A 26,253-nucleotide genomic window follows, 5' to 3' on the forward strand; every position below is an offset into this window, starting at 1 on the left:
TTTCATCCTCTTTGTCCGAGTATCTACCAAGCGATAGCGGCCCGGCCCCTCACTCCTCTACCCGCGCAGAGACCGAAAAACGGCGCAGCGACAGAGCCGGATTAATGCTTCGCACTTCTTCCACCCGAGCGGCCGAAACCTCGGCCGAGGCGACGGCGAAGGTCTGCTCCCCCAGCGCCGCGAGCGGCGTTCCCATGGGGTCGACCACCATGCTGTTGCCCGCGCCCCCGGGCGCCGCCTGCCCGGAAGCCGCCACGTACACGGTGTTCTCGACGGCGCGCGCCCGCACCAGCGTCCGCCAGTGCTCCTCCTTCAGCGGGCCCGGCACCCACTGCGCGGCCAGCAGCACCACGTGCGCACCGGCGTCGGCGACGCGCCGCGTCACCTCCGGGAAGCGCAGGTCGTAGCAGGTCTGCAGACCGAACACCACGCCGTCCACGGTGAAGGTCTCGGGCTCCTCGATCGGACCGGGCCGCAGCACGTCCGACTCCCTGGCCCCGAACGCGTCGTACAGGTGGATCTTGCGGTAGTGCGCGACCCTCTTCCCCTCCGGCGACAGCGCCACGAGCGTGTTGGTGAAGCGGGCGGCGTCGCCGTCCTCGGCCTCGTTGACCCCCAGCACCACGTACACGCCCTCCCGGCGGGCGGTGTCGGCCGCCGCGGCGACGAAGGGGCCGTCCAGGGGCTCGGCCGCATCCACGCCGCGGTGGTCGACGCGCGGGGCGGTGAACATCGTGTACTCGGGCAGCAGGACCACACCGGCGCCCTCGGCCGCCGCCCGGGCGGTCAGCCGCGCCACCGAGCGCTGGTTGTCGGCCTTGTCCTGACCGGGGGCGAACTGGGCGACCGCGACCTGCACCATCAGACCTCTCCTCGTCGGCGTGGGGCGCTTCGGCGTGCGCCGTGCCCCGAGTGTACGACCAGCTCCCGGGCCCGCGTCCGCTCCCGAGGAGCCGGCGCGGAGCGGCCTCTCCGGCCTCCGGCAAGGGGACGCGCCCCTCCCCTTGCCAGGTGACTGAACGCGCGTTTAAGCTATTGAACATGAGTTCAGCCAAGCGCTCCGACAGCGAGTCGGACCTGACGGCGCGCGCCCGCATCCGCGACGCGGCCATCGAGTGCTTCGGTCAGCACGGGTTCGACGTGACCGTGCGCGCCATCGCCGAGCAGGCGGGAGTCTCCCCCGGACTGGTGATCCACCACTTCGGGTCCAAGGACGGACTCCGCAGGGCATGCGACGACCACGTCCTCGGGCTCATCAACGACCTCAAGAAGGAGACGATCACCAGCCACGACAGCCAGACCCTGCTGCACCAGCTGGCGTCCATGGAGGAGTACGCCCCCTACGTCGCCTACCTCTTCCGGTCGGTGCAGACCGGAGGCGGTTTCGCGGTCTCCTTCTACGAGCGCATGGTCACCGACATCGAGCGCTACCTCGCCGCGGGCGAGGCCGAGGGCACGGTCCGTCCGAGCCGCGACCCGGCCAAGCGCGCCCGCTACCTGGCGGCCAACGCCGTCGGGGCGATGCTCCTGCGGGTCACCCTGCACCCGCCCGGGCAGAAGGCCGACTTCGCCCGCCTCCTGCGCGAGTGGTCCGAGGAGTACGCCCTCCCGGCCCTGGAGCTCTACACCGAGGGCCTCCTGACCGAGCGCACGATGCTCGACGCCTATCTCCTGTACGTCAGCGACCCTCCCGAGGAGTCCGGCTGACCGCGTCGAACCCCCGAACACGATCCCCACCACGTACAGAGGAACCCCGCCCATGCCATCAACCGCCATCGAAGTCCGCGGCGTCGACAAGTACTTCGGCCGCTTCCAGGCCCTGGACAAGCTGGACCTGACCGTCCGCACGGGCCAGGTCGCGGGCTTCCTCGGACCCAACGGCTCCGGGAAGTCCACCACCATCCGCGTCCTGCTCGGCCTGCTCAGGGCCGACGCCGGATCGGTCGGCCTGCTCGGCGGCGACCCCTGGAGGGACGCCGTCACCCTGCACCGCCGCCTGGCCTACGTGCCCGGCGACGTCACCCTGTGGCCCAACCTGACCGGAGGGCAGGCGATCGACCTGCTCGGGCGGCTGCGCGGCGGACTCGACCCCGCGCGCAGAAAGGACCTGCTGTCCCGGTTCGAGCTGGACCCGACCAAGAAGGCGCGCACCTACTCCAAGGGCAACCGGCAAAAGGTCGCCCTGGTCGCCGCGCTGGCCTCCGACGCCGAACTGCTCATCCTGGACGAGCCCACCTCCGGCCTGGACCCGCTCATGGAGGCCGTGTTCACCGAGTGCGTCCTGGAGGCCAAGGCCCAGGGGCGCACCGTGCTGCTCTCCAGCCACATCCTGTCCGAGGTCGAGAAGCTGTGTGACACCGTCACCATCATCCGCAAGGGTCGTTCGGTCGAGTCCGGGACCCTGGACGACCTGCGCCACCTGACCCGCTCCGCCGTGCGCGCCACCGTCTCCGGGGACGCCCGGGCCCTGGAGGGCGCCGACGGGGTGCACAACCTGCGGATCGACGGCGAAACCGTCACCTTCGACGTCGACAACACCCACATGGACGCCGCCATGCGCACGCTCACCGGCCTCGGGATCCGCTCCCTGGTGAGCAACCCGCCCTCCCTGGAGGAGCTGTTCATGCGCCACTACGGCGACGAGCTGGCCGCACTCAACGGCAACGGCGACGGAAACGGGAGTGCGGCGGTATGAGCGCGTTCACCGGCACCGGCACCCTCGTCCGGTTCATCCTGCGCCGCGACCGCATCCGGCTGACGGTCTGGACCCTCGCCCTGGTCGGCACCGTCGTCGCGACCATCCCGGCGCTCAACGACATGTTCTCCACCGACGCCCAGCGCCAGGCCCGGGCCGCGCTCATGGACACCCCGACCGGGATCGTCTTCGGCGGTCCCGGATACGGGCTGGACGACTACCAGCTCGGCCCGATGATCGTCAACGAGCTGACCATGAGCATGCTCATCGCCCTGGCGGTCATGAGCATCCTGCACGTGATCCGGCACACCCGCGCCGAGGAGGAGAGCGGACGCGCCGAACTGCTGCGCGCCAGCGTGCTCGGGGCGAGCGCCCAGATGACCGCCGCGCTGGTCACCGTCTCGCTCGTCAACCTGCTCATCGGCGGCCTGACCACCCTGGTCCTGGTCGGCAACGGCCTGGAGACCGCCGACTCGGTGGCCTACGGCCTGGGCCTGGCCCTGGCGGGCATCTCCTTCGGCGCCATCACCGCCGTGTGCGCCCAGATCGTGGAGCACGGGCGCAGCGCCGCCGGACTGGCCTTCCTGGCCGTCGGCGTGCTGTTCATGTCCCGGGTCGTCGGCGACATGGCCGAGGACGGCGGCAACGCCCTGTCCTGGCTGTCGCCGTTCGCCTGGGGCCAGCAGACCCGTATGTTCGACGACCTGCGCTGGTGGCCGCTGGCTCTGTACGCGGTCCTCATCGTGGTGCTCTTCGCCCTGACCTACGCCCTGGCGAAGCGGCGCGACCTCGGCGCGGGCCTGGTCGCCTCCCGTCCCGGCCCGGCCGGCGCGGGCAGGCTGCTCGGCAGCACGTTCGCACTGCACCTGCACCAGCAGCGCGGGGCCGTCGTCGCCTGGACGGCCGCCACCTTCCTCTTCGCCCTCTCGTTCGGATCGCTGGCCACCGAGGTGGAGGCGATGCTGGAGGAGAACCCCGACCTGGTGGCCATGCTGGGCAACGCGCCCGGGGACGCGACGAAGGGCTTCCTCGGCGTCATGGGCGGCTACGTGCTGATGGCCGCCTCGGCCTACGCCGCCATCTCGGTGCTGCGGACGCGGACCGAGGAGACCTCCGGACGCGCCGAGCTCACCCTGTCCGCGGCCGTCGGCAGGGTCCGCTGGTTCGGCAACGCGCTGCTGGTCAGCATGCTGTCCTCGGCCCTGATCGTGGTGATGGGCGGTCTCGGCATGGGCCTGAGCGCGTCCGCCGCCCTGGGGGACTCCTCCTGGACGTGGACGATGACCGGGGCCGCACTGGCCCAGTTGCCGGTGGCGCTGCTGTTCGCCGCGCTGGCCGCGCTGCTGATGGGGGCGGCGCCGCGCCTGATCCCGCTCGTGTGGGTGTGGCTGGGCTACAGCCTCCTGGCCTCCATGCTCGGCGCCATACTCGGTCTGGACGAGTGGCTGATGAACCTGAGCGCGTTCGAACTGCTGCCCAAGCTGCCGAGCGAGGAGTTCGACGCCGTTCCGGTGGCCGTCGCGCTGGGGGCGGTGCTCGTGGTCAGCGCGGTCGCCCTGGCGGGCTTCCGCCGCCGGGACCTGGCCAGCGTCTGACCGGACGGGTCCCTGTCGCGGGCGCGCCGCCGGTCCCTCGGGCTCCGGCGGCGCGCCCGCCTTCCGTGGGCGCCGGGTCCGGGCCCCGGCCAGGTGCCGGGGCCCTCACCCGGGAAGGAAGGACAGGCCCCAGGCGGGGGCGAACACCACCACGAGGAAGCGCGCCGTGCGGCTGGCGAAGGTGACCGCGCAGAACAGCACGACGTTCATCCGCGTCACTCCGACCAGTACGCACACCACCATGAACGGCGGGACGCTCACGAGGGAGCTCAGCGCCACCAGGCCCGCGCCCCACACCGGCTGCTCCTCGGCCCTGCGCCGCCAGCCCTCGGCGCGCTCGGCCCACTTGCCCGGGGTCCGCGCCCGGCGCCGGATCCACGGGGCGGAGAGCGATCCGCGGCCGGCGTAGTAGTAGGGCAGCTTGCCGAGTGTCTGCCCGGCCCCCGCCGCCACCGCCATGGCGGCCAGGGCGCCGTCGTCCACCGTGATGACGGCGCCCACCAGGTAGACCTCGATGCTGAAGACCGGGACCACCGCGAAGGCGATGGCGGCCACGAAGGCCAGCGCGGTCTCGATCACGCCGCACTCCTGGACCGCACCGGGCGGCCGGTCAGTTCTCGGCCGCCGCGAGCTGTCCGCACGCCCCGTCGATCTCCTGGCCGCGGGTGTCGCGGACGGTGACGGACACCCCGTGCGCCTGTAGCCGGCGGACGAACTCGCGCTCGTCCTCGGGGCGCGAGGCCGTCCACTTGGACCCGGGGGTGGGGTTGAGCGGGATGAGGTTGACGTGCACCAGGTGCCCCTTGAGGAGCTCGCCGAGCAGGTCCGCCCGCCACGCCTGGTCGTTGATGTCCTTGATCAGCGCGTACTCGATGGAGACCCGGCGACCGGTGGTCCCGGCGTAGCGCCAGGCCGAGTCCAGGACCTCGTCGACCTTCCAGCGGTTGTTGACCGGCACCAGCTCGTCGCGCAGCTCGTCGTCGGGGGCGTGCAGGGAGATCGCGAGGCGGACCTGCATGTTCTCGTCGATGAGCTTGTTGATCGCGGGCACCAGGCCGACCGTGGACACGGTCACGCCGCGCTGGGAGATGCCGAGCCCGTTCGGGACGGGATCGGTGATGCGGCGCACCGTCTGCAGCACGCGCTTGTAGTTGGCCATGGGCTCGCCCATGCCCATGAACACGATGTTGCTGATCCGGCCCGGGCCCCCGCTGACCTCGCCGCGCGCCAGGTCGCGGGCGCTGGCGACCACCTGCTCGACGATCTCGCCGGTGGACAGGTTGCGGGTCAGGCCCGCCTGGCCGGTGGCGCAGAACGGGCAGTTCATGCCGCACCCGGCCTGTGAGGAGATGCACAGGGTGACGCGGTCGGGGTAGCGCATGAGCACCGACTCGAACATCACCCCGTCGAAGGCCTTCCACAGGGTCTTGCGGGTCATCCCGTTGTCACAGGTGATGTGGCGTACGGGGGTGAGCAGGGTGGGCAGCAGCGCCTCGCCCAGACGCTCCCTGGAGGAGGCGGGCAGGTCGGTCATCGCCGCGGTGTCCGACTCCAGGGCGCCGAAGTAGTGCTGGGCGAGCTGTTTGGCGCGGAAGGGCTTCTCCCCCAGCTCGTTGACGACCTCGGTCCGCTCCTCGGGACTGAGGTCGGCCAGGTGCCGGGGAGGCTTGGCGCGACGGGGTGCGACGAAGTTGAGCTCGGCGGGCATAGACAGTCCGTAGGAAGTGGAGTCGGTGGTCTCGCGCCCGGCGCGGTACGGCGGCGGCCCGGGTCGTTATACGACCTATACGCCGCCGCGCTGCAGCTCCGCCTGTCAGGGCACTACCGTCGATTCTACGCACTGTGTGGACGGGCCGGACGGGTCCGCCGGATCACGACAACCGGGATCGGCGTGTGGGAGGGCCGGTGACAGGGATCGACGTCCTGCTCGACGAGATCAGCCCGTACCAGAGCCGCAGGGTCGTCGTCGAGTGCGACTCCCACACCACGGCCGCCTACCTGTTGGACGCGCGCGGCCGCATCCGCGTCCCGGTGTGGCTGGCCAACCACGAGATCGCGCCCCGTACCAGCGAGTCCGGCGGCCTGTACGAGGGCCGGGCGCCGCTCATGCCCGAGGCCTACACCAAGCACCCCCAGGGACTCCCCCGCCTCGACCCCGACCGCCTGCGCGCCGTGTGGTTCGAGGAGGGCGACGGGGTCGCCCTCGTGGACGGGGAGGGGCTGCTCGCCGTCATCCCCGGCTGGGCCGAGGCCGACAGCGGCCTGCCCGGGTACGCCCGCGAGGCGATCGGCCGCAGCGCCTACGCCTGGGAGCTGGACCCGGTACGCGACCAGCTCTGGCCGCGCGTGGTCCACGCCGAGGCCTACTGGGACTGGCGGCGTGCCTCGGGTGCCTGGCGCAGCGTGCAGCGCACCGTGCTCAGCCACCTGAACCGGCACGTGGGCGAGCCCGGCCACTACTGGGACGTGTCCGACGGCCACCCGCCGCTGCTGCGCGTCTCGGAGCGCCCGCCCACCGCGGAGCGCCCTTTCACGGTGCTGTCCACGGTCGGCATGTGCGGCCAGCGGATGCCCACCCTGGACCGCTACATGGCCGACACCTCCCGGTACGCCCGGGTGGAGCTGGCCCTGGCCACGACCATGCCCGCGCACCACGCCGCCCGCGTCTTCCGGTGGATCGGCGCCTTCCCCTGGCGTGCGGTGACCTGGTTCGGTACCGGGCACACCGTCAAGTGGCTGGACAACCCCGAGGACCGGGCCATGCGCGGCGGCGCGGGCGCGGTCCTGCTGCTGGAGGACCCCTCCCTCCTGGTGACCCACCCCGACCACCGGCCGCCGGACACCTCCGGGCTCTCCTTCCAGGGCGATCCCGTGCGGTGGCTGTGGATCGTGCCGATCACCCGCCCCGAGCACCTGTTCGCCAAGGAGCACGACAGCGCCACCCTGGTGGAGAAGCTGGCCGCCGAGGGCCGCAGCTGGGTCCTGGGCTAGCGGTGTTTCCTTGAGGCTGCGCCGCGCTTCGCCCCGTGCTCGGACGCCGCGGGTACGGGAACCTTCGGCCCCTGCGGTGTGTTGTCTTTGAGGCTCCGCTGCGCTTCGCCTCGTGCTCGTGCGCCGCGGGTACGGGAACCTTCGGCCCCTGCGGCGCGCCCGCTCGTACCTCGCGTGCGCACCTGCGGGGCCTCCAGAACCCCGTTGGCGCCCTCGCCACCCCCCCGGCGGTACAGGACCGAGTCCACCGAACAGAACCCAGGGCTTGCGGGAACCTTCGGCCCCTCCCCCCGGGGCCGCCGCGGCGGGAAAACCGGTTGACGGCCCGCCCCGCGGTCGGGATCGTGCTCCGGGGCCGATCGGGGCGAGCGGGGCGGGAGCGGGGCCATGGTGCGTACCGGGGCGGGTCCGGGGTCGGGGTTCACCGCGCCGCTGAGGCATCCGGCCTTTCGCGGACTGGCCCTGGGCCGGACCCTGATGGCCTTCGGCAACGGCATGGCGTCGGTGGCGCTGGCCTTCGCCGTCCTGGACGTGACGGGCTCCCTGACCCAGGTGGGGCTGGTGGTGGGCGCGCGCTCGGTCGCCAACGTGTCCCTGCTGCTGCTCGGCGGCGTCATCGCGGACCGGCTGCCGCGGACACTGGTGCTCCAGGGCGGGTGCGCCCTGGCCGCGCTCTCCCAGGGGATCCTGGGCGCGACGCTGCTGGCGGGAGCCGCCTCGCTTCCGCTGATGGTCGCGCTGAGCCTGGTCAACGGCGCCGCCGCGGCCGTGAACCTGCCCGCCTCCGCGGCGCTGACCCCGCAGACCGTGCCCCGGGACCTGCTGCGCCAGGCCAACGCCGCGGCGGGCGTGGGCGTCCAGGGCGGCACGTTCCTGGGGATGTCGGCGGGCGGCGCGGTGGTGGGCCTGTGGGGCGCGGGCTGGGCGATCACCATGGACGCGGCGCTGTTCGCCTGCGCCGGCGCGGCTCTGCTGTCCGTGCGGATCCCCCCGACCGCCCGGGTCGGGGAGGCCGGGGCCGCCGACATACTGAGCGACATCCGGGACGGGTGGAGCGAGTTCGTCTCCCGGCCGTGGGTGTGGATCATCGTGTTGCAGTTCACGGTCGTCAACGCGGGCTGGTCGGCGGCCACGGCCGTGCTGGGCCCGGCAATCGCGGACGAGACCTTCGGCCGGACCGCGTGGGGCCTGCTCATGGCCGCCAACAGCGTCGGCCTGCTGGTCGGCGGGGTGCTGGCGGCCCGCTGGCAGCCGCGCCGGGCACTGGTCTTCGGCACGTCCCTGGTCGCGACGCACGCGCTGCCGTTCCTCGCGCTGACGGGGCCGTCGCCGCTGCCGGTCCTGTTCGCCGCGATGTTCGTCGCGGGCGTGGCCGTGGAGCAGTTCACCGTGGCCTGGGAGGTCTCGGTCCAGGAGAACGTCCCGCAGGAGAAGCTGTCACGGGTGTACTCCTACGACGCCCTGGGCTCGTTCGTGGCGATGCCCGTCGGACAGATCGCGATCGGCCCGTTCGCGGAGTCCTTCGGCCCGGGAGCGGCCCTGGCCCTGGTCTCGTCGCTGACCCTGCTGGCCACGCTGGCGGCGGTCTCCTCGCGCAGTGTGCGGACCCTGCGCCGCCACTGAGCGAGGCCCCGTCAACCCTGCCGGTGAGCGCCCCCGGCCCCTGGTGGTGTGGTCCGGGCGCCTGGGGCTCTGGAGGTGCCGGGGGTTCCCGCCTCCGGGGCGCCCGGACAAGGAGGACTCCGTGTCGCGGGCGTCCGCTGAGGGTGGCGGGAGGGAGACGGCGGGAAAGGGCCGCGCCGCAGGCGTCCGTTGAGGGTGACGGGAGGGAGACGGGAGGAAAGAACCGCGCCGCAGGCGTCCGTTGAGGGTGACGGGAGGGAGACGGGAGGAAAGAACCGCGCCGCAGGCGTCCGTTGAGGGTGGCGGGAGGGAGACGGCGGGAAAGGGCCGCGCCGCAGGCGTCCGTTGAGGGTGGCGGGAGGGAGACGGGCGGGCCGTGAGGAGGACACGGCTACCCCGGGACGCCCCGGCGGCCCCGGGCCTGGCTCAGGAGGCGGTGGAAGCGCGCCATGTCCTCGTCGCTGAAGCGCTCCACGAAGCGCAGCAGGGTGGCGCCGGGGTCCGGGCCGGCGTTGAGCACCTCGTCCATCATCCTGGCGGTGTACTCGGCGTGTGACTCGCACGGCCAGTACGTCCAGGCGCGGCCGGCCTTCTCCCGGTCCAGCAGTCCCTTGTGGAAGAGGATGTCGGCGACCGTCATGACGGTCGTGTAGGCGACCTCCCGGTCGTAGACCATGGTCTCGCGGACCTGGCGCACCGAGAGCGGCTCGTCGGACCGCCACAGCGCGTCCATGATGGCCGCCTCCAGTTCTCCCAGCCCCCTCATGGGTGTCCCCCGCACGCGTTCGCCCTCGACTGTGCTCATTCCCGAGATCGTAGGCACGGTGCGGTCCCCGGCGTGGGAGAACGCCGAAGAGCACACAGATCCGTACATCCTCGGCACCGGTCACCGGCGTTTCGCCAGCGAACACCGCGGGACACGAGAGAAACAGGCGGTGGGCCGCCCGAGGCGGAGGGCACGGCCCACTCCCCTCCGGCGCTTCGTGTTACACGCCACACTCCGCCTGGCCGAAGACGGCCAGTACCTTCACATCCGGAAATCGCCACAAACCATCACAAAACCGGCACTCCTGCTACGCTGGGATTGGTTACCCACACGTAGAGGCAACGCAGATGTGAAAGATTGTTAGCTATCTCCTAGTTTCGTCAACGCGCGCGTTCCCCGTGGGCAGGCCGCTACAAGTAGCCTGGTAACCGACGAGTGCTGGCCAGGGCAGATGCTTCCCGCATGCGCGGGACAGCTCCCACGTTCCTTTGAGCCGCCTTGCCAGCAGCCACCCGTCTTCCTACACATTCACAAGCGAGCTGCGGAAGTGGGCGATCTCCGCCGTGTCGTCTGAGGCGTCTCAACCCCTGACAGATTTCGGTCCCAACGAGTGGTTGGTCGAGGAGCTTTATCAGAAGTACTTGAACGACCCGAACTCCGTTGACAAGGCCTGGTGGAACTTCTTCGCGGACTACAAGCCCGCGGAGACTGCTGGTGTGAAGGGTGGGGGCGGCGCGAAGGCGCAGGCTGAGAAGGCCCCCAAGGCCTCCTCACCCGAGAAGAAGCCGAGTGCCCCCAAGGCCCCTGCCTCCAAGCAGAGCGGCAAGAAGGACGACAGCGACAAGGAGGGCGGCAAGGACGAGGCCCTCCAGGTCAAGCAGGAGCGCCTGCGCGGGGCTTCCTCGCGGACCGCGACCAACATGGAGTCGAGCCTGGGACTGCCCACCGCCACGAGTGTGCGCGCGGTGCCGGTCAAGCTGCTCTTCGACAACCGCATCGTCATCAACAACCACCTCCGGCGCGGCCGTGGCGGGAAGGTCTCCTTCACCCACATCATCGGCTACGCGATGGTCAAGGCCCTCGAGTCCCTGCCGGAGATGAACCACTCCTACGTGGAGGTCGACGGCAAGCCCGGCGTCGCCAAGCCCGAGCACGTGAACTTCGGACTGGCGATCGACCTGCAAAAGCCCGACGGCTCGCGCCAGCTCGTCGTCCCCTCCATCAAGAAGTCCGACGAGATGGACTTCAAGGAGTTCTGGGGCGGCTACGAGGACCTGGTCCGCAAGGCCCGCAACAACAAGCTGGGCGTGCCGGACTTCCAGGGCACCACCATCAGCCTCACCAACCCCGGCGGCATCGGCACCGTGCACTCGGTCCCGCGCCTGATGCCGGGCCAGGGCACCATCCTGGGCGTGGGCGCGATGGAGTACCCGGCCGAGTTCCAGGGGGCCTCCTCCGACACCCTGGCCGAGCTGGGCATCAGCAAGGTCATGACGCTGACCTCCACCTACGACCACCGCATCATCCAGGGCGCGCAGTCCGGTGAGTTCCTGCGCCGTATCCACCAGCTCCTGCTGGGCGAGGACGGCTTCTACGACGAGATCTTCAACTCGCTGCGCATCCCCTACGAGCCGGTGCGCTGGGTGCAGGACATCCACGTCAACAAGGCCACCCAGCTCGACAAGGCCACCCGGGTCCAGGAGCTGATCCACGCCTACCGCGTGCGCGGCCACCTGATGGCCGACACCAACCCGCTCGACCACGAGCAGCGCAAGCACCCCGACCTGGACGTGCTCGAACACGGCCTGACCCTGTGGGACCTGGACCGCGAGTTCCCGACCGGGGGCTTCGGCGGCAAGCAGGTCATGAAGCTCCGCGACGTTCTGGGCGTGCTCCGCGACACCTACTGCCGCACGGTGGGTATCGAGTACATGCACATCCAGAGCCCGGAGGAGCGGGAGTGGATCCAGTCGCACGTCGAGCGCGAGCACGAGAAGTTCGACCGCGACGAGCAGCTGCACATCCTGCACCGGCTCAACAGCGCCGAGGCCTTCGAGACCTTCCTGCAGACCAAGTACGTGGGTCAGAAGCGCTTCTCCCTCGAAGGCGGGGAGTCGCTGATCCCGCTGCTGGACGGCGTGATCTCCAGGGCGGCCAGGGCCGAGCTGGACGAGGCCGTCATCGGTATGGCCCACCGCGGCCGCCTGAACGTGCTGGCCAACATCTGCGGCAAGTCCTACGGGCAGATCTTCGGTGAGTTCGAGGGCAACCTCGACCCGCGCAGCGCGCACGGCTCGGGCGACGTCAAGTACCACCTGGGCACCGAGGGCACCTTCGAGACCCAGGACGGCGACAGCATCCGCATCTCGCTGTCGGCCAACCCCTCCCACCTGGAGACGGTCGACCCGGTCGCCGAGGGCATCGTGCGCGCCAAGCAGGACGTGCTCAACAAGGGCCCGCAGGGCTTCACGGTGCTGCCGATCCTGATCCACGGCGACGCCGCGTTCGCCGGGCAGGGCGTGGTCGCCGAGACGCTGAACCTGTCGCAGCTGCGCGGCTACCGGACCGGCGGCACGGTGCACGTCATCGTGAACAACCAGGTGGGCTTCACCACCTCGCCGGCCGACAGCCGCTCCAGCGTCTACGCCACGGACGTGGCGCGGATGGTGCAGGCGCCGATCTTCCACGTCAACGGGGACGACCCCGAGGCCGTGGTCCGGGTCGCGCACCTGGCCTTCGCCTACCGGCAGACGTTCAACAAGGACGTCGTGATCGACCTGGTCTGCTACCGCCGCCGCGGTCACAACGAGGGCGACAACCCGGCGTTCACCCAGCCCCTGATGTACGACGTCATCGACGCCAAGCGCTCCACCCGCAAGCTGTTCACCGAGGCCCTCATCGGCCGCGGCGACATCACGGTGGAGGACGCGGAGTCGGCGCTGCGCGACTACCAGTCCGAGCTGGAACGGGCCTTCACCGAGACCCGCGAGGTCGAGAAGAAGCCGGTCGAGCCGGGTGCCGTGGTCAAGCCCGAGGTGTTCACCGAGAGCCGCCTGGACCACACCGCGGTCGAGACCGCGATCAGCACCGAGGCGGTCAAGCGGATCGTGGACACCCAGGTGTCGCTGCCCGAGGGCTTCACCCCGCACCCGCGGCTGGCGCCCCAGCTGGCCCGCCGCGCGTCGATGGTCGAGTCCGACGCCATCGACTGGGCGACCGGTGAGCTGCTGGCCTTCGGCGGTCTGCTGATGGACGGGCACCCGGTCCGCCTGATCGGCCAGGACACCCGCCGCGGCACCTTCGGCCAGCGCCACGCCACGCTGATGGACCGCGAGACCGGTGAGACCCACACGCCGCTCAAGACGTTCGACGACGGCATCACCCGGTTCCACGTGCACGACTCGCTGCTGAGCGAGTACGCGGCGCTGGGCTTCGAGTACGGCTACTCGCTCACCCGTCCCGACGCGCTGGTGATGTGGGAGGCCCAGTTCGGCGACTTCGTCAACGGCGCCCAGACCATCATCGACGAGTACATGAGCGCGGGCGAGCAGAAGTGGGGCCAGCGCTCCAGCGTGACCCTGCTGCTGCCGCACGGCTACGAGGGCCAGGGGCCGGACCACTCCTCCGCGCGCATCGAGCGCTTCCTGCAACTGTGCGCGCAGGAGAACATGACGGTGGCCTACCCGAGCAACCCGGCGAGCTACTTCCACCTGCTGCGCTGGCAGGCCAAGTCGCCGTTCCAGCGTCCGCTGGTGGTGTTCACGCCCAAGTCGCTGCTGCGTCTGAAGGCCGCCACCTCGGCCACCGAGGACTTCACCTCGGGCCACTTCCAGCCGCTGATCACGGACGACTCGATCGCGCCGGACAAGGTGCGCCGCGTGGTGCTGTGCACGGGCAAGGTCTACTACGAGCTGGACGCCGCGCGCCGCAAGAACGGTGACAAGCACACCGCGATCATCCGGACGGAGCGGCTCTACCCGCTGCCGATCGAGGAGATCCGCGAGCAGCTCAGGGCCTACCCGAACGCGGGCGAGGTCCTGTGGGTGCAGGAGGAGCCGGCGAACATGGGCCCGTGGCCCTTCGTCGCGCTGGTCTTCTCCGAGCAGCTCGACCGTCCGTTCACCCGGATCTCGCGTCCGGCCTCCTCCGCGCCCGCGGCCGGTTCGGCCAAGCGCCACGAGGCCGAACAGCGCGCCCTGGTGGACACCGTGTTCCCGCCCGCCGACTAGGCGGCGGGAAGCGGGCCCCGGCGCGAGCTCGTGAGCACGTAAGAGGAGCAGCGTGTACTACACCGATCGCGGAATCGAGGAGTTGGAGAACCGCCGCGGCGAGGAGGAGGTCAGCTTCGCCTGGCTCGCCGAGCAGTTGCGGGCGTTCACCGACATCAACCCCGAGTTCGAGACCCCGGTCGACCGGCTGGCCACCTGGCTGGCGCGGCTGGACGACGAGGACGAGTAGGGACCGTTCGCGGCGCGAACGGTGAGGGGCCCGGGTCACCACGACCCGGGCCCCTTCGCGTGTGCGGGACCGGGTCAGGCGCCGGTCGCGCGGAACCACTCCTTGCTGGAGCGCACGAACAGCAACAGGAGCAGGAGGACACCGGGAAAGACGAGCGACACCTCGGTGACGAACAGCAAGGCGAAGAGCTCGGGCACCGAGGCGACTCCGAGCACGACCGCGCTCAGGACCGCGCCGGACAGGACCACGCCCGCCTCCACGCACACGGCGACGAGCGCCCACCTGCGGCCGGTGCGCCCTCCCCTGCCGAGCCGGATCGCGCCGACGGCGTAGAAGACCGTCCTGATTCCGGACGTGAGCGACATGGCCCAGAGTTGGGCCGCGTCGAGTCCCCAGGCGGCGAGCCACTCGTCGAAGTTCGGCGGGGTGTACACGTACAGGCTCAGCAGCAGGAACACGTAGAGGGCCCCGGCCAGGGCGAAGAGGGTCGCGAAAAGGCTGAACAGGACCCGCAGGAACCTGAGGGCGCGGGGCATGCGGGGGTCGCCCGGCGGTGGCGCTCCGAGGGGGATCGGCTCTCGCGAGACGAGGGCGGAGTCTGGGGGATGCTGCATGCTCGGTTTCTCCAGGTCGTACGGGTGGTCCGGTCGGGCCGACCGGGTCGGTCGGCCATTCAAACACGGACCTGCGATAACACCCCATTCGACCCCGATCGTGATGAAGTGGACACCTCGGGGTTCACCCGGGGGTCTCCCTGAACCGACCCGCAGATCCACGACATATCTTGAGTTCCCCCGACACGCGACATATCGTGAGAACACGGAGCGAGCGAAAGGGGTCACACGATGGCACGTTGGACCATCGACAGGCCGATGACCCAGACACTGGACGGCATCGTCGCGTTGCGGGTCCGGATCATCGGAGGCCACGTCAACATCCTGCCCACCGACGACCCGGTCACCTTCGAGGTCACCGACATCGTCGGCGAGCCCCTCCTGGTCACGCAGGAGGCGGGCATCCTCACCATCCACTACGAGGACCTCACCAGCCAGGGGCTCCTGGACCGGCTGCGGCCCGTCCAGCTCAGCGGCTACAAGCGCGTGCAGCACCGGAAGGCCACCGTGAACCTGCGGCTGCCCAAGGACTGCCCGGTCGAGGTCAGCACGGCCACCGCGTCGATCGTGGCCGCCGGGCTCAGCGCCCGCAGCCACCTGCGGACCGCCTCCGGGGAGATCACCATCGACGACACCGCGGGTGAGACCGAGATCGGCACCGTCTCGGGCAGCACCGCCGTGCGCAATCCCCACGGCGCCCTCAAGTTCAACAGCGTCAGCGGCCAGCTGGCGGTGGCGGGCGGACGGCTCTCCGCGTTGAAGGCCAAGACCGTCTCCGGACAGCTGCTGGCCGACACCGACATCGCCCCGGCGGGGCGGGTCCGGCTCAACTCGATCTCCGGAGAGATCGCCCTGCGGGTGCCCTCCGAGACCTCGGCTGCCGTGGAGCTGCGCACCGCGAAGGCCCCGGTGGAGTCCGACTTCGGGTTGGACCGCCGCAGCGCCCCGGGCAGGACGGTCCTGAACGGGAAGATCGGCAGCGGCGTCGACCCGGCGTCCATCACCATCAACTCCGCGTCCGGCCGGACCGCGCTGCTGCGGCGCGCGCCCGAGGCGCCGGCCGCGATTCCCGAGGGGGCCTGAATGAGTACCATCTTCGGCCACGGAAGACTCCGGCTCTACCTGCTCAAGCTGCTGGACGAGAACCCGCGGCACGGCTACGAGATCATCAGCCTTCTCCGCGACCGCTTCCTCGGGGTGTACTCGCCCTCGCCCGGGACCATCTACCCCCGGCTCGCGCGGCTGGAGGAGGAGGGGCTGGTCACCCACACCGAGGAGGGCGGCCGCAAGGTCTACCGCCTCACCGACAAGGGCCGTGAGGAGCTGCGCGAGCGCAGCGGCGACCTGGCCGACCTGGAGCGGGAGATCACCGACTCGGTGCGCGACATCGCCAGCGCGGTCAAGCAGGACGTGCGCGCGACGATCAGCTCGCTGCGCGAGGAGCTGAAGTTCGCCTCCGGAGAGGCGCGCCGCCCCGAGTCCGGTGAGGCACCGCGCGGCTCGGAGGGCTCCGGGGGCTCCCAGACCTCCGAGGAGGCCGGCGAGGCGTCCGGGGAGCGCCGCGAGCGGAGCGGGAAGCAGGGATGCGACGAGGGCTCGCGGTGGGCCCGTGAGTGGGGGCGCTTCTCCCAGGGCTTCGGCGCCTTCGGCGCCGCCTGGGGCCGGAGCGACTCCGAGCGCGCGTCGCAGGCCCCGGAGTTCGAGCGGGCGCTGCGCGACTTCGGCGACCGGGTGCGCGACACGTTCCGTGAGGCGGGCCACGTGGGAGAGGCCGCCGCGGGCGACCTGCGGCGCATCCTGGACGACACCGTCGAGGTGATCCGCAGGGACCTGCGGCACTGGGGTCCGCCCGCCGACCGCCGCAAGGAGGACGCCGGGGACACCGGGGAGCCCGCCGCATCCGGGGAGGAGGGCACCTCCGAGAGGGGGAGCACCTCCGGGGAGGGAGCCGGCTCCGAGGCGCGGCCCTCCGCCGGGAAGCCCGCGGAGGAGTCCGCCGGGAAGCCCGCCGACGAGCCCGGAACACGGCCGGCGCCGCCCTCCGGCGGCGATCCGTGGAGCCAGGCGGTCGACGACACCGGCGACGACAGGTAGTCCGGCGGAGGTGCCCGGAGGACGCCGCAGGGGCGCGCCCTCGGGGTACCCGCCGGCGGGACACGGGAGGGGCCCGGCACCGCGTGGTGCCGGGCCCCTCCTTCGTCCGGACGCCCTGGGTCCGTTCGGTGGACCCGGTCCTGTGCCACCGGGTGTGGCGAGGCGCCGACGGGGTCGCGCCAGGTCCCGCGGGCGCGCCCGTGAGGTGGGAGCGGGCGCACCCGCGGGACCGGAGCCCCCCCCTGCCCCCGGCGTCCGGGCACGGAGCGGAGCCTCGGGGAAGCACGCCCTAGCGGCGGGCGACGCCGTCCTCGCGGGCCTGGGCGGCGACCGCGGCGGACACCGCCGGGACCACCCGCTCGTCGAAGGAGCTGGGAAGGATGTAGTCGGCGGCCAGGTCGTCCCCGACCAGGTCCGCCAGCGCCGTGGCGGCGGCCAGCTTCATGTTCTCGGTGATGTCCGTCGCACCCGCGTCGAGGGCGCCCCGGAACACGCCGGGGAAGGCCAGCACGTTGTTGATCTGGTTCGGGAAGTCGCTGCGCCCGGTGGCGACGACGCTCGCGTACTTGCGGGCGACGTCGGGGTGCACCTCCGGGTTGGGGTTGGCCATCGCGAAGATGACCGCGTTCTCGGCCATGGTGGAGACCACGGACTCGGGAACCTCTCCGGCGGACAGGCCGATGAACACGTCGGCCCCCTCCAGCGCGCTCTCGATGGACCCGCTCAGCCCCACCTTGTTGCTGATGGAGGCCAGTTCCTGCTTGACGGCCGTCAGGCCCTCGCGGCCGTCGTGGATCATGCCCTTGGAGTCGGCCACGGCGATGTCGCCGATACCGCCGTCGAGGAGCATCTTGGTGACGGCCACGCCCGCGGCGCCCGCGCCGGAGACCACGACGCGCAGGTCGCCCAGGGTGCGCCCGGTCAGCCGGGCGGCGTTGCGCAGGGCGGCGACGGTGACGATCGCGGTGCCGTGCTGGTCGTCGTGGAAGACGGGGATGTCCAGGCGCTCGCGCAGCCGGCGCTCGATCTCGAAGCAGCGGGGGGCGGAGATGTCCTCCAGGTTGATCCCGCCGAAGGAGGGGGCCATGCGCACGACGGTCTCGACGATCTCGTCGACCCCGGTGCAGCCCAGCGCGATCGGCACGGAGTCGACGTCGCCGAACTGCTTGAACAGCAGCGACTTGCCCTCCATGACCGGCAGGGAGGCCTCGGGGCCGATGTCGCCCAGGCCCAGGACCGCGGTGCCGTCGGTGACGACGGCGACCAGGTTGCTCTTCCAGGTGTAGGTCTCGACAAGCTCGGGGGTCTCGGCGATGGCGTCGCAGACGCGGGCGACACCGGGTGTGTAGGCGAGGGACAGGCCCTCGTGGTCGTGAACGTCGACGGACGAGGTCACGTGGAGCTTGCCACCGCGGTGCAGCGCGAAGGCGGGATCCTCATCCAGGTTCTGGGAACGCGAAACGGTGGTCACTACTTCAAACCCCTCAGGTCTTGCGTGTTCCACCCTGCCATCGGCCATGACGGCGGGACGGACCGGCAGTGGGGCGAACCGCGCGCGAAGACGTGAAGATGCTAGGGGGACTCCTCCTCGGCGCCGGTCGGCCATGACCGGTGGTGTCGCCGGAGGGAGCCGTTCTTCGCTGGACTCCTATGCGAGTGACTGCGCGGCCGCTCTCACGGGGATGACCCGTTACGCAATCCTCTCACAACGGTGACCACAGGAAAATCGCGGGTCGGCACGATGAGACAGCACCGACTTATCGGCTTTTGAAGCATAATGTCCTGAATGTCGTTATGGCTCGGGCGGTGAGGTCACGAACCCGCCTCCGACCAGGCGCTCCGCGCCCCTGAAGGAGACACCACGATGGCCCTGCACAAGCCCCTGTCCGCGCCGTTCGCCCTCGGAGCGGTCTCCCTCGCCAGTGTCCTGGCGCTGTCCGCCTGCGGCGGCGACGGCGGCGGGAGCACCGAGGAGACCGCCGCGCCCGAGGCGCCCACCGTCGAGGCCGACGAGGAGCTCGCCGCCCTCGTCCCCGCCGACATCGCCGAGGCCGGAACCGTCAGCATCGGGGTCGAGGCCTCCTACCCGCCGGGTGAGTTCCTGGAGGAGGACGGCGAGACCGTCCAGGGCTTCAACGTGGACCTCCTCAACGCCGCACTGGCCAAGCTCGGCCTGGAGGCCGAGTGGGAGCCCACCGCCTTCGACTCCATCATCATCGGCGTGGACACGGGCACCTACGACCTCGGCTCCTCCTCCTTCACCGTCACCGAGGAGCGCATGGAGCAGGTCAACATGATCAGCTACTTCTCCTCGGGCACCCAGTGGTTCGCCCAGGCGGGCAATCCCAAGGACGTGGACCCCGAGGACGCCTGCGGCATGCGGATCGCGGTGCAGTCCAACACCACCCACGACACCGACATCGAGGAGCGCAGCGCGGCCTGCGTCGACGCCGGCGAGGAGCCCGTCACCATCCAGAAGTTCGAGAGCCAGCCGCTGGCCACGGAGACGGTCGTCTCCGGTGTCAACGACGCCTCGCTCGCCGACATGCCGACCTCCGCGTACGCGCTGGAGCAGACCGGCGAGGGCGTTCTGGAGTTCGTCGGCGAGCAGTACAACGCCGCTCCCTACGGCATCCTCACCCACAAGGACAACGACGAACTGGCCGAGGCCGTCGCCGCCGCCTTCAACGCCCTGATGGAGGACGGCACCTACGCCGAGGTCCTGGGGCAGTGGGGCGTGGACGCCGGCGGCATGGAGGCCGCCGAGGTCAACCCCGCCGTCTCCGAGTAGGCCGTGCCCGCCGGCCTCACGTGCCCGGGCGCCGACGGGATCCCCCGGCGCCCGGACCACGCTCCCCCGGAGGCCGGCCGTCCCCGACGCACCGTCCCGTGCCGAGCCCCCCACCGAGCGAAAGACTGATCCGTGTCCTCACCGACCGAACCGGTGGGCGGTCCGGTGTCGAAGACCTCGACCCCGAACCGCGCGACCGAACCCGTCACCGCCGTCCCCGTGCGCTACCCCGAACGGTGGATCGCCGCCGGTGCCATCCTGGTCCTCGCGGCCATGTTCGTGCACATGCTGTTCACGAACGACGCGTTCAACTGGCCGTTCATGGCCGACCACATGTTCTCGGAACCGGTCGTCCGCGGTGTGTGGATCACCCTCAGCGCCACCGTGCTGTCGATGGTCATCGGCGTCGTCCTGGGCATCGTCCTCGCGGTGATGCGGCTGTCCGGCAACCCCGTCCTGGTGTCCGTCTCCTGGCTGTACACCTGGTTCTTCCGGGGCGTGCCCCGCCTGGTGCTGGCGGTGCTCTTCGGCAACATCGCCATCCTGTACCAGACCATCCAGCTCGGCCTGCCGTTCGACAACTACTGGATGGCCTGGCTGGGCATGGAGGGCGACGCCCGCTTCCTCGAGATCGACACCCGCACCGTGCTCAGCGGCTACACCGCGGGCCTGCTCGCCCTGTCGCTGTCCGAGGGCGCCTACATGGCCGAGATCATCCGCGCGGGCCTGCAGTCGGTGGACAAGGGCCAGACCGAGGCCGCGCAGGCACTGGGCATGAGCCGGAGCAGGGTCCTGCGCCGGATCACCCTCCCGCAGGCGATGCGGGTGGTCATCCCGCCCACGGGCAACGAGACCATCGCCATGCTCAAGGACACCGCGCTGCTGGCGTACGTGCCGGTGACCATCGAGCTGTTCTACCAACTGCAGGCCATCGGCGCACGGACCTACCAGATCTTCCCGATGCTGGTCGCGGCGTGCCTGTGGTACCTGGCCATCACCAGCGTGCTGATGGTCGGCCAGTACTTCATCGAGCGCAGGTTCAACCCGGAACAGCAGGGCAACATCCGGAACCGCATCGTCGGAGGGGCGCACAGATGAGCGAGCAGAGCCAGGACGTGACCGCCGTGAAGGCGCCCGAGGGCGCGGAGCCGCCCTCCGACGCGCTGGTCGTGGCGGAGAACGTGCACAAGAACTTCGGCCGCCTGGAGGTCCTCAAGGGCATCGACCTGGAGGTCGAGCGCGGTGAGGTCATGTGCATCGTCGGCCCGTCCGGATCCGGCAAGTCCACGTTCCTCCGCTGCATCAACCACCTGGAGAAGCTCACCGCGGGCCGCCTGTGGGTCAACGGCGAGCTGATGGGGTACCGGCAAAAGCGCGGGCGGCTGTACGAGCTGCGCGACAGCGAGATCGCCGCCCAGCGCAGCGACATCGGCATGGTCTTCCAGCGGTTCAACCTGTTCCCGCACCTGAGCGCCCTCGGCAACATCACCGAGGCGCCCATGCAGGTCAAGCGGATGCCCAGAGCCGAGGCCACCGCCAAGGCCATGGAGTTGCTGGAGCGGGTGGGCCTGCCGGACAAGGCCGACGCCTACCCCGAACAGCTCTCCGGCGGCCAGCAGCAGCGCGTGGCGATCGCCCGCGCGCTGGCCATGGAGCCGTCGCTGATGCTGTTCGACGAGCCCACCAGCGCCCTGGACCCGGAGCTGGTCGGCGAGGTCCTGGACGTCATGCGCGACCTGGCCGAGGGCGGGATGACGATGGTCATCGTCACCCACGAGATGGGGTTCGCCCGCGAGGTCGGCGACTCCCTGGTCTTCATGGACGACGGCATGGTGGTGGAGTCGGGGGTGCCCTCACAGGTGCTCTCCGACCCGCAGCACGAGCGCACCCAGGCCTTCCTGTCCAAGGTGCTCTTCTGAGGCACGGCGACCCCTCCGCCGGCGCCCCGTACCCCGCGGCGGGTACGGGGCGCCGGTGCCTCTCGACCCCCTCCGACCTGCTCGGGAAACGCCGCCGGAAGTCTTGACCGCGCGGTGGCGTACACCCAGAGTCATGGGGGTAGGAACGGCCCGGGGAGGGACATGGACGCGCGCACGGAGCACACACGCAGGCGCTGGAACCGCAGGGCCTCCTACTGCGACCACGGCGAACGCCTCCAGAGTCCCGCCATGCGCCGCACCCGCGAGATCCTGTGCGCCGGGGCCCGTGGCCGGACCCTGGAGGTGGCGGTCGGCACCGGCCGGAACCTCCCCTACTACCCGCCCCAGGTCCGCCTCACCGCCGTCGACCTGAGCCCGGAGATGCTCGACCGCGCCCGGAGGAGGGCCGACGAGCTGGGGATGGCCGCCCGGTTCGTGGAGGGCGACGCGCAGTCGCTGGACTTTCCCGACCAGAGCTTCGACACGGTCCTGTGCACGCTGGCCATGTGCTCCGTCCCCGACCAGCACCGCGCCCTGTCGGAGATGTACCGGGTGCTGGTGCCGGGCGGCAGGCTCCTGATGGTCGACCACGTCGAGTACGCCGGCTTTCCCGGACGGCTCCTGGAACGGCACCGCGAGCACCCGCGCCGCCTGCCCAGGGAGGTGGCCGCCGAGGTCGGCTTCGAGGTCGGCCACCACGACCGCCTGTTCCTCGGACTGGTCGAGCGGGTGGTCGCCCACCGCCCCTGAGCGGCCCGGCCGGCCCGCGAGACACCTCCGGCCCAGCGCATACCCTGGGAGGGACGCTGTTCCCACTCCGAGGTGGTCCGATGATCCGTCCTGCCCGACCCGACGACGTACCCGTCATCCACGCGATGATCGGAGAGCTCGCCGAGTACGAGAAGGAACCGGACGCGGTCGTGGCCACCGAACAGGACCTGCGCACGGCCCTGTTCGGCCCCGAACCGGCGGTGTTCGCGCACGTCGCCGAGCACGACGGTGACGAAGGCACCGCCGTCGTCGGGTTCTCGCTCTGGTTCCGCAGCTACTCCACCTGGACCGGCAGGCACGGAATCCACCTGGAGGACCTGTACGTGCGCCCCGAGTCGCGCGGCCGCGGGCACGGGCTGGCACTGCTGCGGACCCTGGCACGCATCTGCGTGGAGCGCGGCTACACGCGTCTGGAGTGGTCCGTGCTCGACTGGAACGAGCCCTCGATCCGGTTCTACGAGTCCCTGGGGTCGCAGCCGATGGACGGGTGGACGGTCCGTCGCCTGGACGGCGAGGCACTGGCCGTACTGGGTGCCGGACGGAACTGAGACATGCCATCCGTCTTGCTTTCGTCCCGGATCGTGTGGACACGATCCGTTCTCCCTGCCGCAGTGGCAGGGTGAAACCAGATACATTGCTCTCAAGCGGCAACCCCGCTCCCCGAAGGAGGGACGTGACCGAAGAAACCGCTGTACCCACGGCCGACGCCATCGGCGTCCGGGACGCTGTCACCGTCAACATGCCCGCGGACAGCGCTTATCTGTCCGTCTTGCGGACGGCGACGGCGGGTCTGGCCGCGCGGCTCGACTTCACCCTCGACGAGATCGAGGATCTGAGGATCGGCGTCGACGAGGCCTGTGCGATGCTCCTCTCCCAGGCACTGCCCGGTACGGAACTGACCACGGAGTTCGAACTCACCCCCGAGGGAATGCGCATATCCGTCTCGGTGCTCACCGCAGACGGACGCCTTCCCGCGCGCGACACCTTCGCCTGGACCGTTCTGTCCGCCCTGGCGGGAGAGGTCGACGCGGGGGCCGGCCCGGACGACCGCGTCCACATCGTCCTGTACAAGCGCCGCGGCACCCTGGAGTCGGCGTGAGCGAAAGGGGGCCCGCTCTGACAGCGAAGACCGAGCACGCGGTGCCCGACCGGGCCCGCGCCAGAGAGTTGTTCGAGCGCCTTGGCGAGCTCGACGCGGACTCCGAGGAGCGTCGGCGGATCCGCGACGAACTGGTGGAGCTCCACCTGCCCTTGGTGGAGTACCTGGCCCGCCGGTTCCGCAACCGCGGTGAGTGGCTGGACGATCTCACCCAGGTGGCCACGATCGGGCTCATCAAGTCCATCGACCGGTTCGACCTGGACCGCGGGGTGGAGTTCTCCACCTACGCGACCCCGACGATCGTCGGGGAGATCAAGAGGCACTTCCGCGACAAGGGCTGGGCGGTACGGGTCCCCCGCCGCCTCCAGGAGCTCAAGCTCTCGCTCACCAAGGCGGTCAGCGACCTGTCCCAGCGGGAGGGGCGCTCCCCGACCGTCGCCGAGCTCGCCGCACACCTGCAGATGTCCGAGGAGGAGGTGCTGGAGGGCCTGGAGTCCGCCAACGCCTACTCGACGGTGTCGCTGGACGCGCCCGACAGCGGGGACGAGGACGCCCCCGCGGTGGCCGACTCCCTGGGCATCGTGGACGAGTCCCTGGAGGGCGTGGAGTACCGGGAGTCGCTCAAACCGCTCCTGGAGCAGCTCCCGCCCCGGGAGAAGCGCATCCTGCTGCTGCGCTTCTTCGGCAACATGACACAGTCACAGATCGCCCAGGAGCTGGGGATATCACAGATGCACGTGTCCCGTCTGCTGGCCCGCACCCTGGCGCAGTTGCGCCAGGCGTTGACCACCGACGACTGACCGGCCGACGGTCGCCACGGACGGCCGCGGGGCTACTTCTCCCGTTCCTCGGGGAAGAGCGCCGCGGTCGTCGGCGGTGAGAGCACCGCCGCCGCGGCGCACACCGCCACGCCCAGGAGCACGGCGCAGTACACGTACTGCTGGCTGGTGAACATGTAGTAGGCGACCACGGCGAGGAAGACCTGGGTGAGGAACACCGGTGTCCGCGCCCAGGACTCCGACCGCCAGAGCCCGCGCGCGACGAACACCAGCAGAGCGCCCACGCCCAGGCCCAGGGCCGCCAGGGGAATCGCGCTGGTGGGGTCGAGGGCCCGGCCGCTGACGGCGGTGACGAGGCTGTAGAGGCCGCCGGCCACCGAGGCCAGCCCGACCAGGGCCTCCAGCGCGGCGGCGACGACGACGGTGACGGGACGAGATGACACCCGAAGAGCCTATACGCGCTCCGGGCGGCCTTCCCCCCGCCCCCGAAGCGAGGCGGCACACCTCGGGCGTGTCCGGCGGACACGCCCTAGACTGGCCCGGTGCGCGCCCTTTTCATCGTGAACCCTCAGGCGACCACGACCACCTCGCGCACGCGTGAGGTGATCCTGGGCGCCCTGGCGTCGGAGCTGGACGTCACCGTCGCCGCGACCGAGTACCGCGACCACGCGGGCGAACTCGCCCGCCAAGCGGCCGGGAACGGCTACGACCTGGTGCTGAGCCTCGGCGGCGACGGCACCGTCAACGAGGTGGTCAACGGACTCCTGGCCACTCCGAGCGGGCTCGTACGCCCGCGCTACGCGGTGATCCCCGGCGGCAGCGCCAACGTCTTCATCCGCTCCCTCGGCGTGCCGGGCGACCCGGTGGAGGCCACCGGCGTGGTCCTGGAGGCGCTCCGGGAGGGCCGCGAGCGCGAGATCAGCCTCGGACGGATCACCAGCGACAAGGACGACCGCTACTTCACCTTCTGCGCCGGCTTCGGCTGGGACGCCGACGTGGTCCAACAGGTGGAGAACGAGCGCGCGCAGGGCCGCAGGGCCACCCCGGCCCTGTACGCGGAAGTGGCGGTAAAGCTGTTCTTCCAGGGCGATATCCAGGACCCGTCACTAAGCGTGGTCAGCCGCGGAAGATCCCTTGTGGGGGCGTATTTCGCGATCGTCACCAACACCACTCCCTGGACGTACGCGGGAGCGCTTCCACTTCAGCCGACCCCGTCCTCGCGTTTCGAGCTGGGTCTGGACGCTTTCGCCCTGACCCACACCTCGCCCGCGATCACCGGTTGGATCCTTTCCCAAATGTTCTTCCCCAAAGGCCTCCCGGCCCGCGGGGACGGCTACGTGACCTGGCATGACCAGGACTCTCTCCAGATCACGTCGTCCCATCCCAGAGCGTTCCAAATCGACGGTGAATACCTGGGCGACCGTGAACAGGTCAACTTCCAGTCTGTACCGAAGGCATTACGAATCATCTGTTAATTGCACCGGAAGAGACCATTCACGGGCACTGTGACGCACCCGACACGGCGAACAGGACCTTCGGCCCCGTGAGCTCTTGCATGGGTCGTTCGATCCTGTCACGCTCAAGATATCGCCGCGAGTTACGGGCGAGTTAATTGGGCGCTTCCCACATGGCCGTGGGATGAAACCCGGACCATCACGGCCTGGACCACCCTCCGATGGGACCCATCCATCGGGCGCCCTCCGCACAATCCTGACACGCGCACGATCGTGAAAAGCTTCACAAGCCCCCGATCGCCTCACCGTGAGGAGTGGACCGCATGGACTGGCGCCATGACGCAGCCTGCCGTGACGAAGACCCCGAACTCTTCTTCCCCATCGGAAACTTCGGCCCTGCCCTGATCCAGATCGAGGAGGCGAAGGCGGTCTGTCAGCGCTGCCCGGTCAGCTCCGCGTGCCTGAAGTGGGCACTGGAGAGCGGCCAGGACGGCGGCGTCTGGGGCGGCACCAGCGAGGACGAGCGCCGCATGCTCAAGAAGCGCCGCGGCAGCACGTCCCGCACCATGGTCCGAAGCTGACACGCTCCCCCGGCCGGACACGC

25 protein-coding genes are annotated in these 26,253 nt (G+C 70.6%); 18 read left to right on the forward strand and 7 right to left on the reverse strand.

The window, feature by feature from the left end; genetic code table 11:
* Positions 1 to 49 precede the first annotated feature (49 nt).
* Positions 50 to 862 (reverse strand): carbon-nitrogen hydrolase family protein, encoded by an 813-nt coding sequence (locus NOSIN_RS16880; RefSeq protein ID WP_077691675.1) that lies wholly within the window; start codon positions 860 to 862, stop codon positions 50 to 52.
* Positions 863 to 1,041: 179 nt separating this feature from the next.
* Here NOSIN_RS16880 and NOSIN_RS16885 point away from each other — a divergent pair, with 179 nt between their 5' ends.
* The 3 genes from NOSIN_RS16885 to NOSIN_RS16895 are packed head-to-tail and all read left to right on the forward strand — an operon-like array spanning position 1,042 to position 4,290.
* Positions 1,042 to 1,707: a TetR/AcrR family transcriptional regulator gene (locus tag NOSIN_RS16885; protein ID WP_077691676.1), complete on the forward strand. Its 666-nt coding sequence runs from the start codon at positions 1,042 to 1,044 to the stop codon at positions 1,705 to 1,707.
* A 52-nt stretch (positions 1,708 to 1,759) separates the two neighbouring features.
* A complete protein-coding gene (locus NOSIN_RS16890) occupies positions 1,760 to 2,695 on the forward strand; it encodes an ABC transporter ATP-binding protein (protein ID WP_077691677.1) in 936 nt (311 codons plus the stop codon).
* On the forward strand, positions 2,692 to 4,290 hold the full coding sequence (locus NOSIN_RS16895) for an ABC transporter permease (protein WP_077691678.1): 1,599 nt from the start codon (positions 2,692 to 2,694) through the stop codon (positions 4,288 to 4,290). The genes NOSIN_RS16890 and NOSIN_RS16895 overlap by 4 nt, the downstream gene beginning before the upstream one ends.
* Before the next feature lie 105 nt (positions 4,291 to 4,395).
* Here NOSIN_RS16895 and NOSIN_RS16900 read toward each other — a convergent pair whose 3' ends face one another.
* Both NOSIN_RS16900 and rlmN read right to left on the reverse strand, forming a co-directional pair.
* On the reverse strand, positions 4,396 to 4,869 hold the full coding sequence (locus tag NOSIN_RS16900; protein ID WP_077691679.1) for a hypothetical protein: 474 nt from the start codon (positions 4,867 to 4,869) through the stop codon (positions 4,396 to 4,398).
* Between the two features lie 31 nt (positions 4,870 to 4,900).
* Complete coding sequence (gene rlmN, locus NOSIN_RS16905; protein WP_077691680.1) at positions 4,901 to 5,998, reverse strand: 23S rRNA (adenine(2503)-C(2))-methyltransferase RlmN; 1,098 nt, start codon at positions 5,996 to 5,998, stop codon at positions 4,901 to 4,903.
* Positions 5,999 to 6,195: 197 nt separating this feature from the next.
* On the opposite strand from rlmN, the gene NOSIN_RS16910 reads away from it, so the two are divergent.
* Together NOSIN_RS16910 and NOSIN_RS16915 are read left to right on the forward strand one after the other, a co-directional pair.
* Complete coding sequence (locus NOSIN_RS16910; RefSeq protein ID WP_077691681.1) at positions 6,196 to 7,281, forward strand: suppressor of fused domain protein; 1,086 nt, start codon at positions 6,196 to 6,198, stop codon at positions 7,279 to 7,281.
* Positions 7,282 to 7,668: 387 nt separating this feature from the next.
* Positions 7,669 to 8,904: an MFS transporter gene (locus tag NOSIN_RS16915; protein ID WP_077691682.1), complete on the forward strand. Its 1,236-nt coding sequence runs from the start codon at positions 7,669 to 7,671 to the stop codon at positions 8,902 to 8,904.
* Between the two features lie 391 nt (positions 8,905 to 9,295).
* Here NOSIN_RS16915 and NOSIN_RS16920 read toward each other — a convergent pair whose 3' ends face one another.
* On the reverse strand, positions 9,296 to 9,670 hold the full coding sequence (locus tag NOSIN_RS16920; RefSeq protein WP_077691683.1) for a BlaI/MecI/CopY family transcriptional regulator: 375 nt from the start codon (positions 9,668 to 9,670) through the stop codon (positions 9,296 to 9,298).
* A gap of 563 nt (positions 9,671 to 10,233) precedes the next feature.
* On the opposite strand from NOSIN_RS16920, the gene NOSIN_RS16925 reads away from it, so the two are divergent.
* Together NOSIN_RS16925 and NOSIN_RS27270 are read left to right on the forward strand one after the other, a co-directional pair.
* A complete protein-coding gene (locus tag NOSIN_RS16925; protein WP_077691684.1) occupies positions 10,234 to 13,899 on the forward strand; it encodes a multifunctional oxoglutarate decarboxylase/oxoglutarate dehydrogenase thiamine pyrophosphate-binding subunit/dihydrolipoyllysine-residue succinyltransferase subunit in 3,666 nt (1,221 codons plus the stop codon).
* 52 nt (positions 13,900 to 13,951) lie between these two features.
* Positions 13,952 to 14,128, forward strand: a complete 177-nt coding sequence (locus tag NOSIN_RS27270) for a DUF6104 family protein (RefSeq protein WP_170293636.1) — start codon at positions 13,952 to 13,954, stop codon at positions 14,126 to 14,128.
* 74 nt (positions 14,129 to 14,202) lie between these two features.
* On the opposite strand, the gene NOSIN_RS16930 is transcribed toward NOSIN_RS27270, so the two are convergent.
* Entirely contained in the window at positions 14,203 to 14,742 is a 540-nt protein-coding gene (locus NOSIN_RS16930) for a hypothetical protein (RefSeq protein ID WP_077691685.1), read from the reverse strand.
* Positions 14,743 to 14,973: 231 nt separating this feature from the next.
* Here NOSIN_RS16930 and NOSIN_RS16935 point away from each other — a divergent pair, with 231 nt between their 5' ends.
* A complete protein-coding gene (locus NOSIN_RS16935; RefSeq protein WP_170293635.1) occupies positions 14,974 to 15,825 on the forward strand; it encodes a DUF4097 family beta strand repeat-containing protein in 852 nt (283 codons plus the stop codon).
* A complete protein-coding gene (locus tag NOSIN_RS16940) occupies positions 15,826 to 16,836 on the forward strand; it encodes a PadR family transcriptional regulator (protein WP_077691687.1) in 1,011 nt (336 codons plus the stop codon).
* A gap of 289 nt (positions 16,837 to 17,125) precedes the next feature.
* Here the strand turns inward: NOSIN_RS16940 and NOSIN_RS16945 are convergent, their stop codons facing one another.
* Positions 17,126 to 18,355, reverse strand: coding sequence for an NAD(P)-dependent malic enzyme (locus tag NOSIN_RS16945; protein ID WP_077691688.1), 1,230 nt, complete (start codon positions 18,353 to 18,355; stop codon positions 17,126 to 17,128).
* A 345-nt stretch (positions 18,356 to 18,700) separates the two neighbouring features.
* Between NOSIN_RS16945 and NOSIN_RS16950 the strand changes: the two genes are divergently transcribed.
* The 7 genes from NOSIN_RS16950 (at position 18,701) to NOSIN_RS16980 (ending at position 24,216) form a co-directional block, all read left to right on the forward strand.
* Positions 18,701 to 19,627, forward strand: a complete 927-nt coding sequence (locus NOSIN_RS16950; RefSeq protein ID WP_077691689.1) for an ABC transporter substrate-binding protein — start codon at positions 18,701 to 18,703, stop codon at positions 19,625 to 19,627.
* 132 nt (positions 19,628 to 19,759) lie between these two features.
* A complete protein-coding gene (locus tag NOSIN_RS16955; RefSeq protein ID WP_077691690.1) occupies positions 19,760 to 20,725 on the forward strand; it encodes an amino acid ABC transporter permease in 966 nt (321 codons plus the stop codon).
* A complete protein-coding gene (locus NOSIN_RS16960; protein WP_077691691.1) occupies positions 20,722 to 21,546 on the forward strand; it encodes an amino acid ABC transporter ATP-binding protein in 825 nt (274 codons plus the stop codon). Before NOSIN_RS16955 ends, NOSIN_RS16960 begins: the two co-directional genes overlap by 4 nt.
* Positions 21,547 to 21,708: 162 nt before the next feature.
* A complete protein-coding gene (locus NOSIN_RS16965) occupies positions 21,709 to 22,296 on the forward strand; it encodes a class I SAM-dependent methyltransferase (protein ID WP_077691692.1) in 588 nt (195 codons plus the stop codon).
* Positions 22,297 to 22,376: 80 nt separating this feature from the next.
* Entirely contained in the window at positions 22,377 to 22,865 is a 489-nt protein-coding gene (locus NOSIN_RS16970) for a GNAT family N-acetyltransferase (RefSeq protein ID WP_077691693.1), read from the forward strand.
* A 125-nt stretch (positions 22,866 to 22,990) separates the two neighbouring features.
* Complete coding sequence (locus NOSIN_RS16975) at positions 22,991 to 23,416, forward strand: ATP-binding protein (protein ID WP_077691694.1); 426 nt, start codon at positions 22,991 to 22,993, stop codon at positions 23,414 to 23,416.
* Between the two features lie 41 nt (positions 23,417 to 23,457).
* Positions 23,458 to 24,216, forward strand: coding sequence for an RNA polymerase sigma factor SigF (locus NOSIN_RS16980; protein ID WP_077691695.1), 759 nt, complete (start codon positions 23,458 to 23,460; stop codon positions 24,214 to 24,216).
* A 32-nt stretch (positions 24,217 to 24,248) separates the two neighbouring features.
* On the opposite strand, the gene NOSIN_RS16985 is transcribed toward NOSIN_RS16980, so the two are convergent.
* A complete protein-coding gene (locus NOSIN_RS16985; RefSeq protein ID WP_077691696.1) occupies positions 24,249 to 24,638 on the reverse strand; it encodes a hypothetical protein in 390 nt (129 codons plus the stop codon).
* A gap of 99 nt (positions 24,639 to 24,737) precedes the next feature.
* On the opposite strand from NOSIN_RS16985, the gene NOSIN_RS16990 reads away from it, so the two are divergent.
* The gene (locus tag NOSIN_RS16990; protein WP_077691697.1) at positions 24,738 to 25,670 is read left to right on the forward strand and encodes a diacylglycerol/lipid kinase family protein; all 933 of its coding nucleotides are present in this window, start codon (positions 24,738 to 24,740) and stop codon (positions 25,668 to 25,670) included.
* A 302-nt stretch (positions 25,671 to 25,972) separates the two neighbouring features.
* Positions 25,973 to 26,230 (forward strand): WhiB family transcriptional regulator, encoded by a 258-nt coding sequence (locus tag NOSIN_RS16995; protein ID WP_077691698.1) that lies wholly within the window; start codon positions 25,973 to 25,975, stop codon positions 26,228 to 26,230.
* The last annotated feature ends 23 nt before the right edge of the window (positions 26,231 to 26,253 follow it).

Source organism: Nocardiopsis sinuspersici, from assembly GCF_001998325.1.
In the GTDB taxonomy this organism is placed as follows: domain Bacteria; phylum Actinomycetota; class Actinomycetes; order Streptosporangiales; family Streptosporangiaceae; genus Nocardiopsis; species Nocardiopsis sinuspersici.

Coding starts and splice junctions, on each gene's coding strand:
- NOSIN_RS16930 (WP_077691685.1), bottom strand. CDS start 14,742: ATGCAGCATCCCCCAGACTCCGCCCTCGTCTCGCGAGAGCCGATCCCC.
- NOSIN_RS16885 (WP_077691676.1), top strand. CDS start 1,042: ATGAGTTCAGCCAAGCGCTCCGACAGCGAGTCGGACCTGACGGCGCGC.
- NOSIN_RS16940 (WP_077691687.1), top strand. CDS start 15,826: ATGAGTACCATCTTCGGCCACGGAAGACTCCGGCTCTACCTGCTCAAG.
- NOSIN_RS16950 (WP_077691689.1), top strand. CDS start 18,701: ATGGCCCTGCACAAGCCCCTGTCCGCGCCGTTCGCCCTCGGAGCGGTC.
- NOSIN_RS16995 (WP_077691698.1), top strand. CDS start 25,973: ATGGACTGGCGCCATGACGCAGCCTGCCGTGACGAAGACCCCGAACTC.
- rlmN (WP_077691680.1), bottom strand. CDS start 5,998: ATGCCCGCCGAGCTCAACTTCGTCGCACCCCGTCGCGCCAAGCCTCCC.
- NOSIN_RS16890 (WP_077691677.1), top strand. CDS start 1,760: ATGCCATCAACCGCCATCGAAGTCCGCGGCGTCGACAAGTACTTCGGC.
- NOSIN_RS16945 (WP_077691688.1), bottom strand. CDS start 18,355: ATGGCCGATGGCAGGGTGGAACACGCAAGACCTGAGGGGTTTGAAGTA.
- NOSIN_RS16965 (WP_077691692.1), top strand. CDS start 21,709: ATGGACGCGCGCACGGAGCACACACGCAGGCGCTGGAACCGCAGGGCC.
- NOSIN_RS16970 (WP_077691693.1), top strand. CDS start 22,377: ATGATCCGTCCTGCCCGACCCGACGACGTACCCGTCATCCACGCGATG.
- NOSIN_RS16915 (WP_077691682.1), top strand. CDS start 7,669: ATGGTGCGTACCGGGGCGGGTCCGGGGTCGGGGTTCACCGCGCCGCTG.
- NOSIN_RS16935 (WP_170293635.1), top strand. CDS start 14,974: ATGGCACGTTGGACCATCGACAGGCCGATGACCCAGACACTGGACGGC.
- NOSIN_RS16880 (WP_077691675.1), bottom strand. CDS start 862: ATGGTGCAGGTCGCGGTCGCCCAGTTCGCCCCCGGTCAGGACAAGGCC.
- NOSIN_RS16920 (WP_077691683.1), bottom strand. CDS start 9,670: ATGAGGGGGCTGGGAGAACTGGAGGCGGCCATCATGGACGCGCTGTGG.
- NOSIN_RS16895 (WP_077691678.1), top strand. CDS start 2,692: ATGAGCGCGTTCACCGGCACCGGCACCCTCGTCCGGTTCATCCTGCGC.
- NOSIN_RS16960 (WP_077691691.1), top strand. CDS start 20,722: ATGAGCGAGCAGAGCCAGGACGTGACCGCCGTGAAGGCGCCCGAGGGC.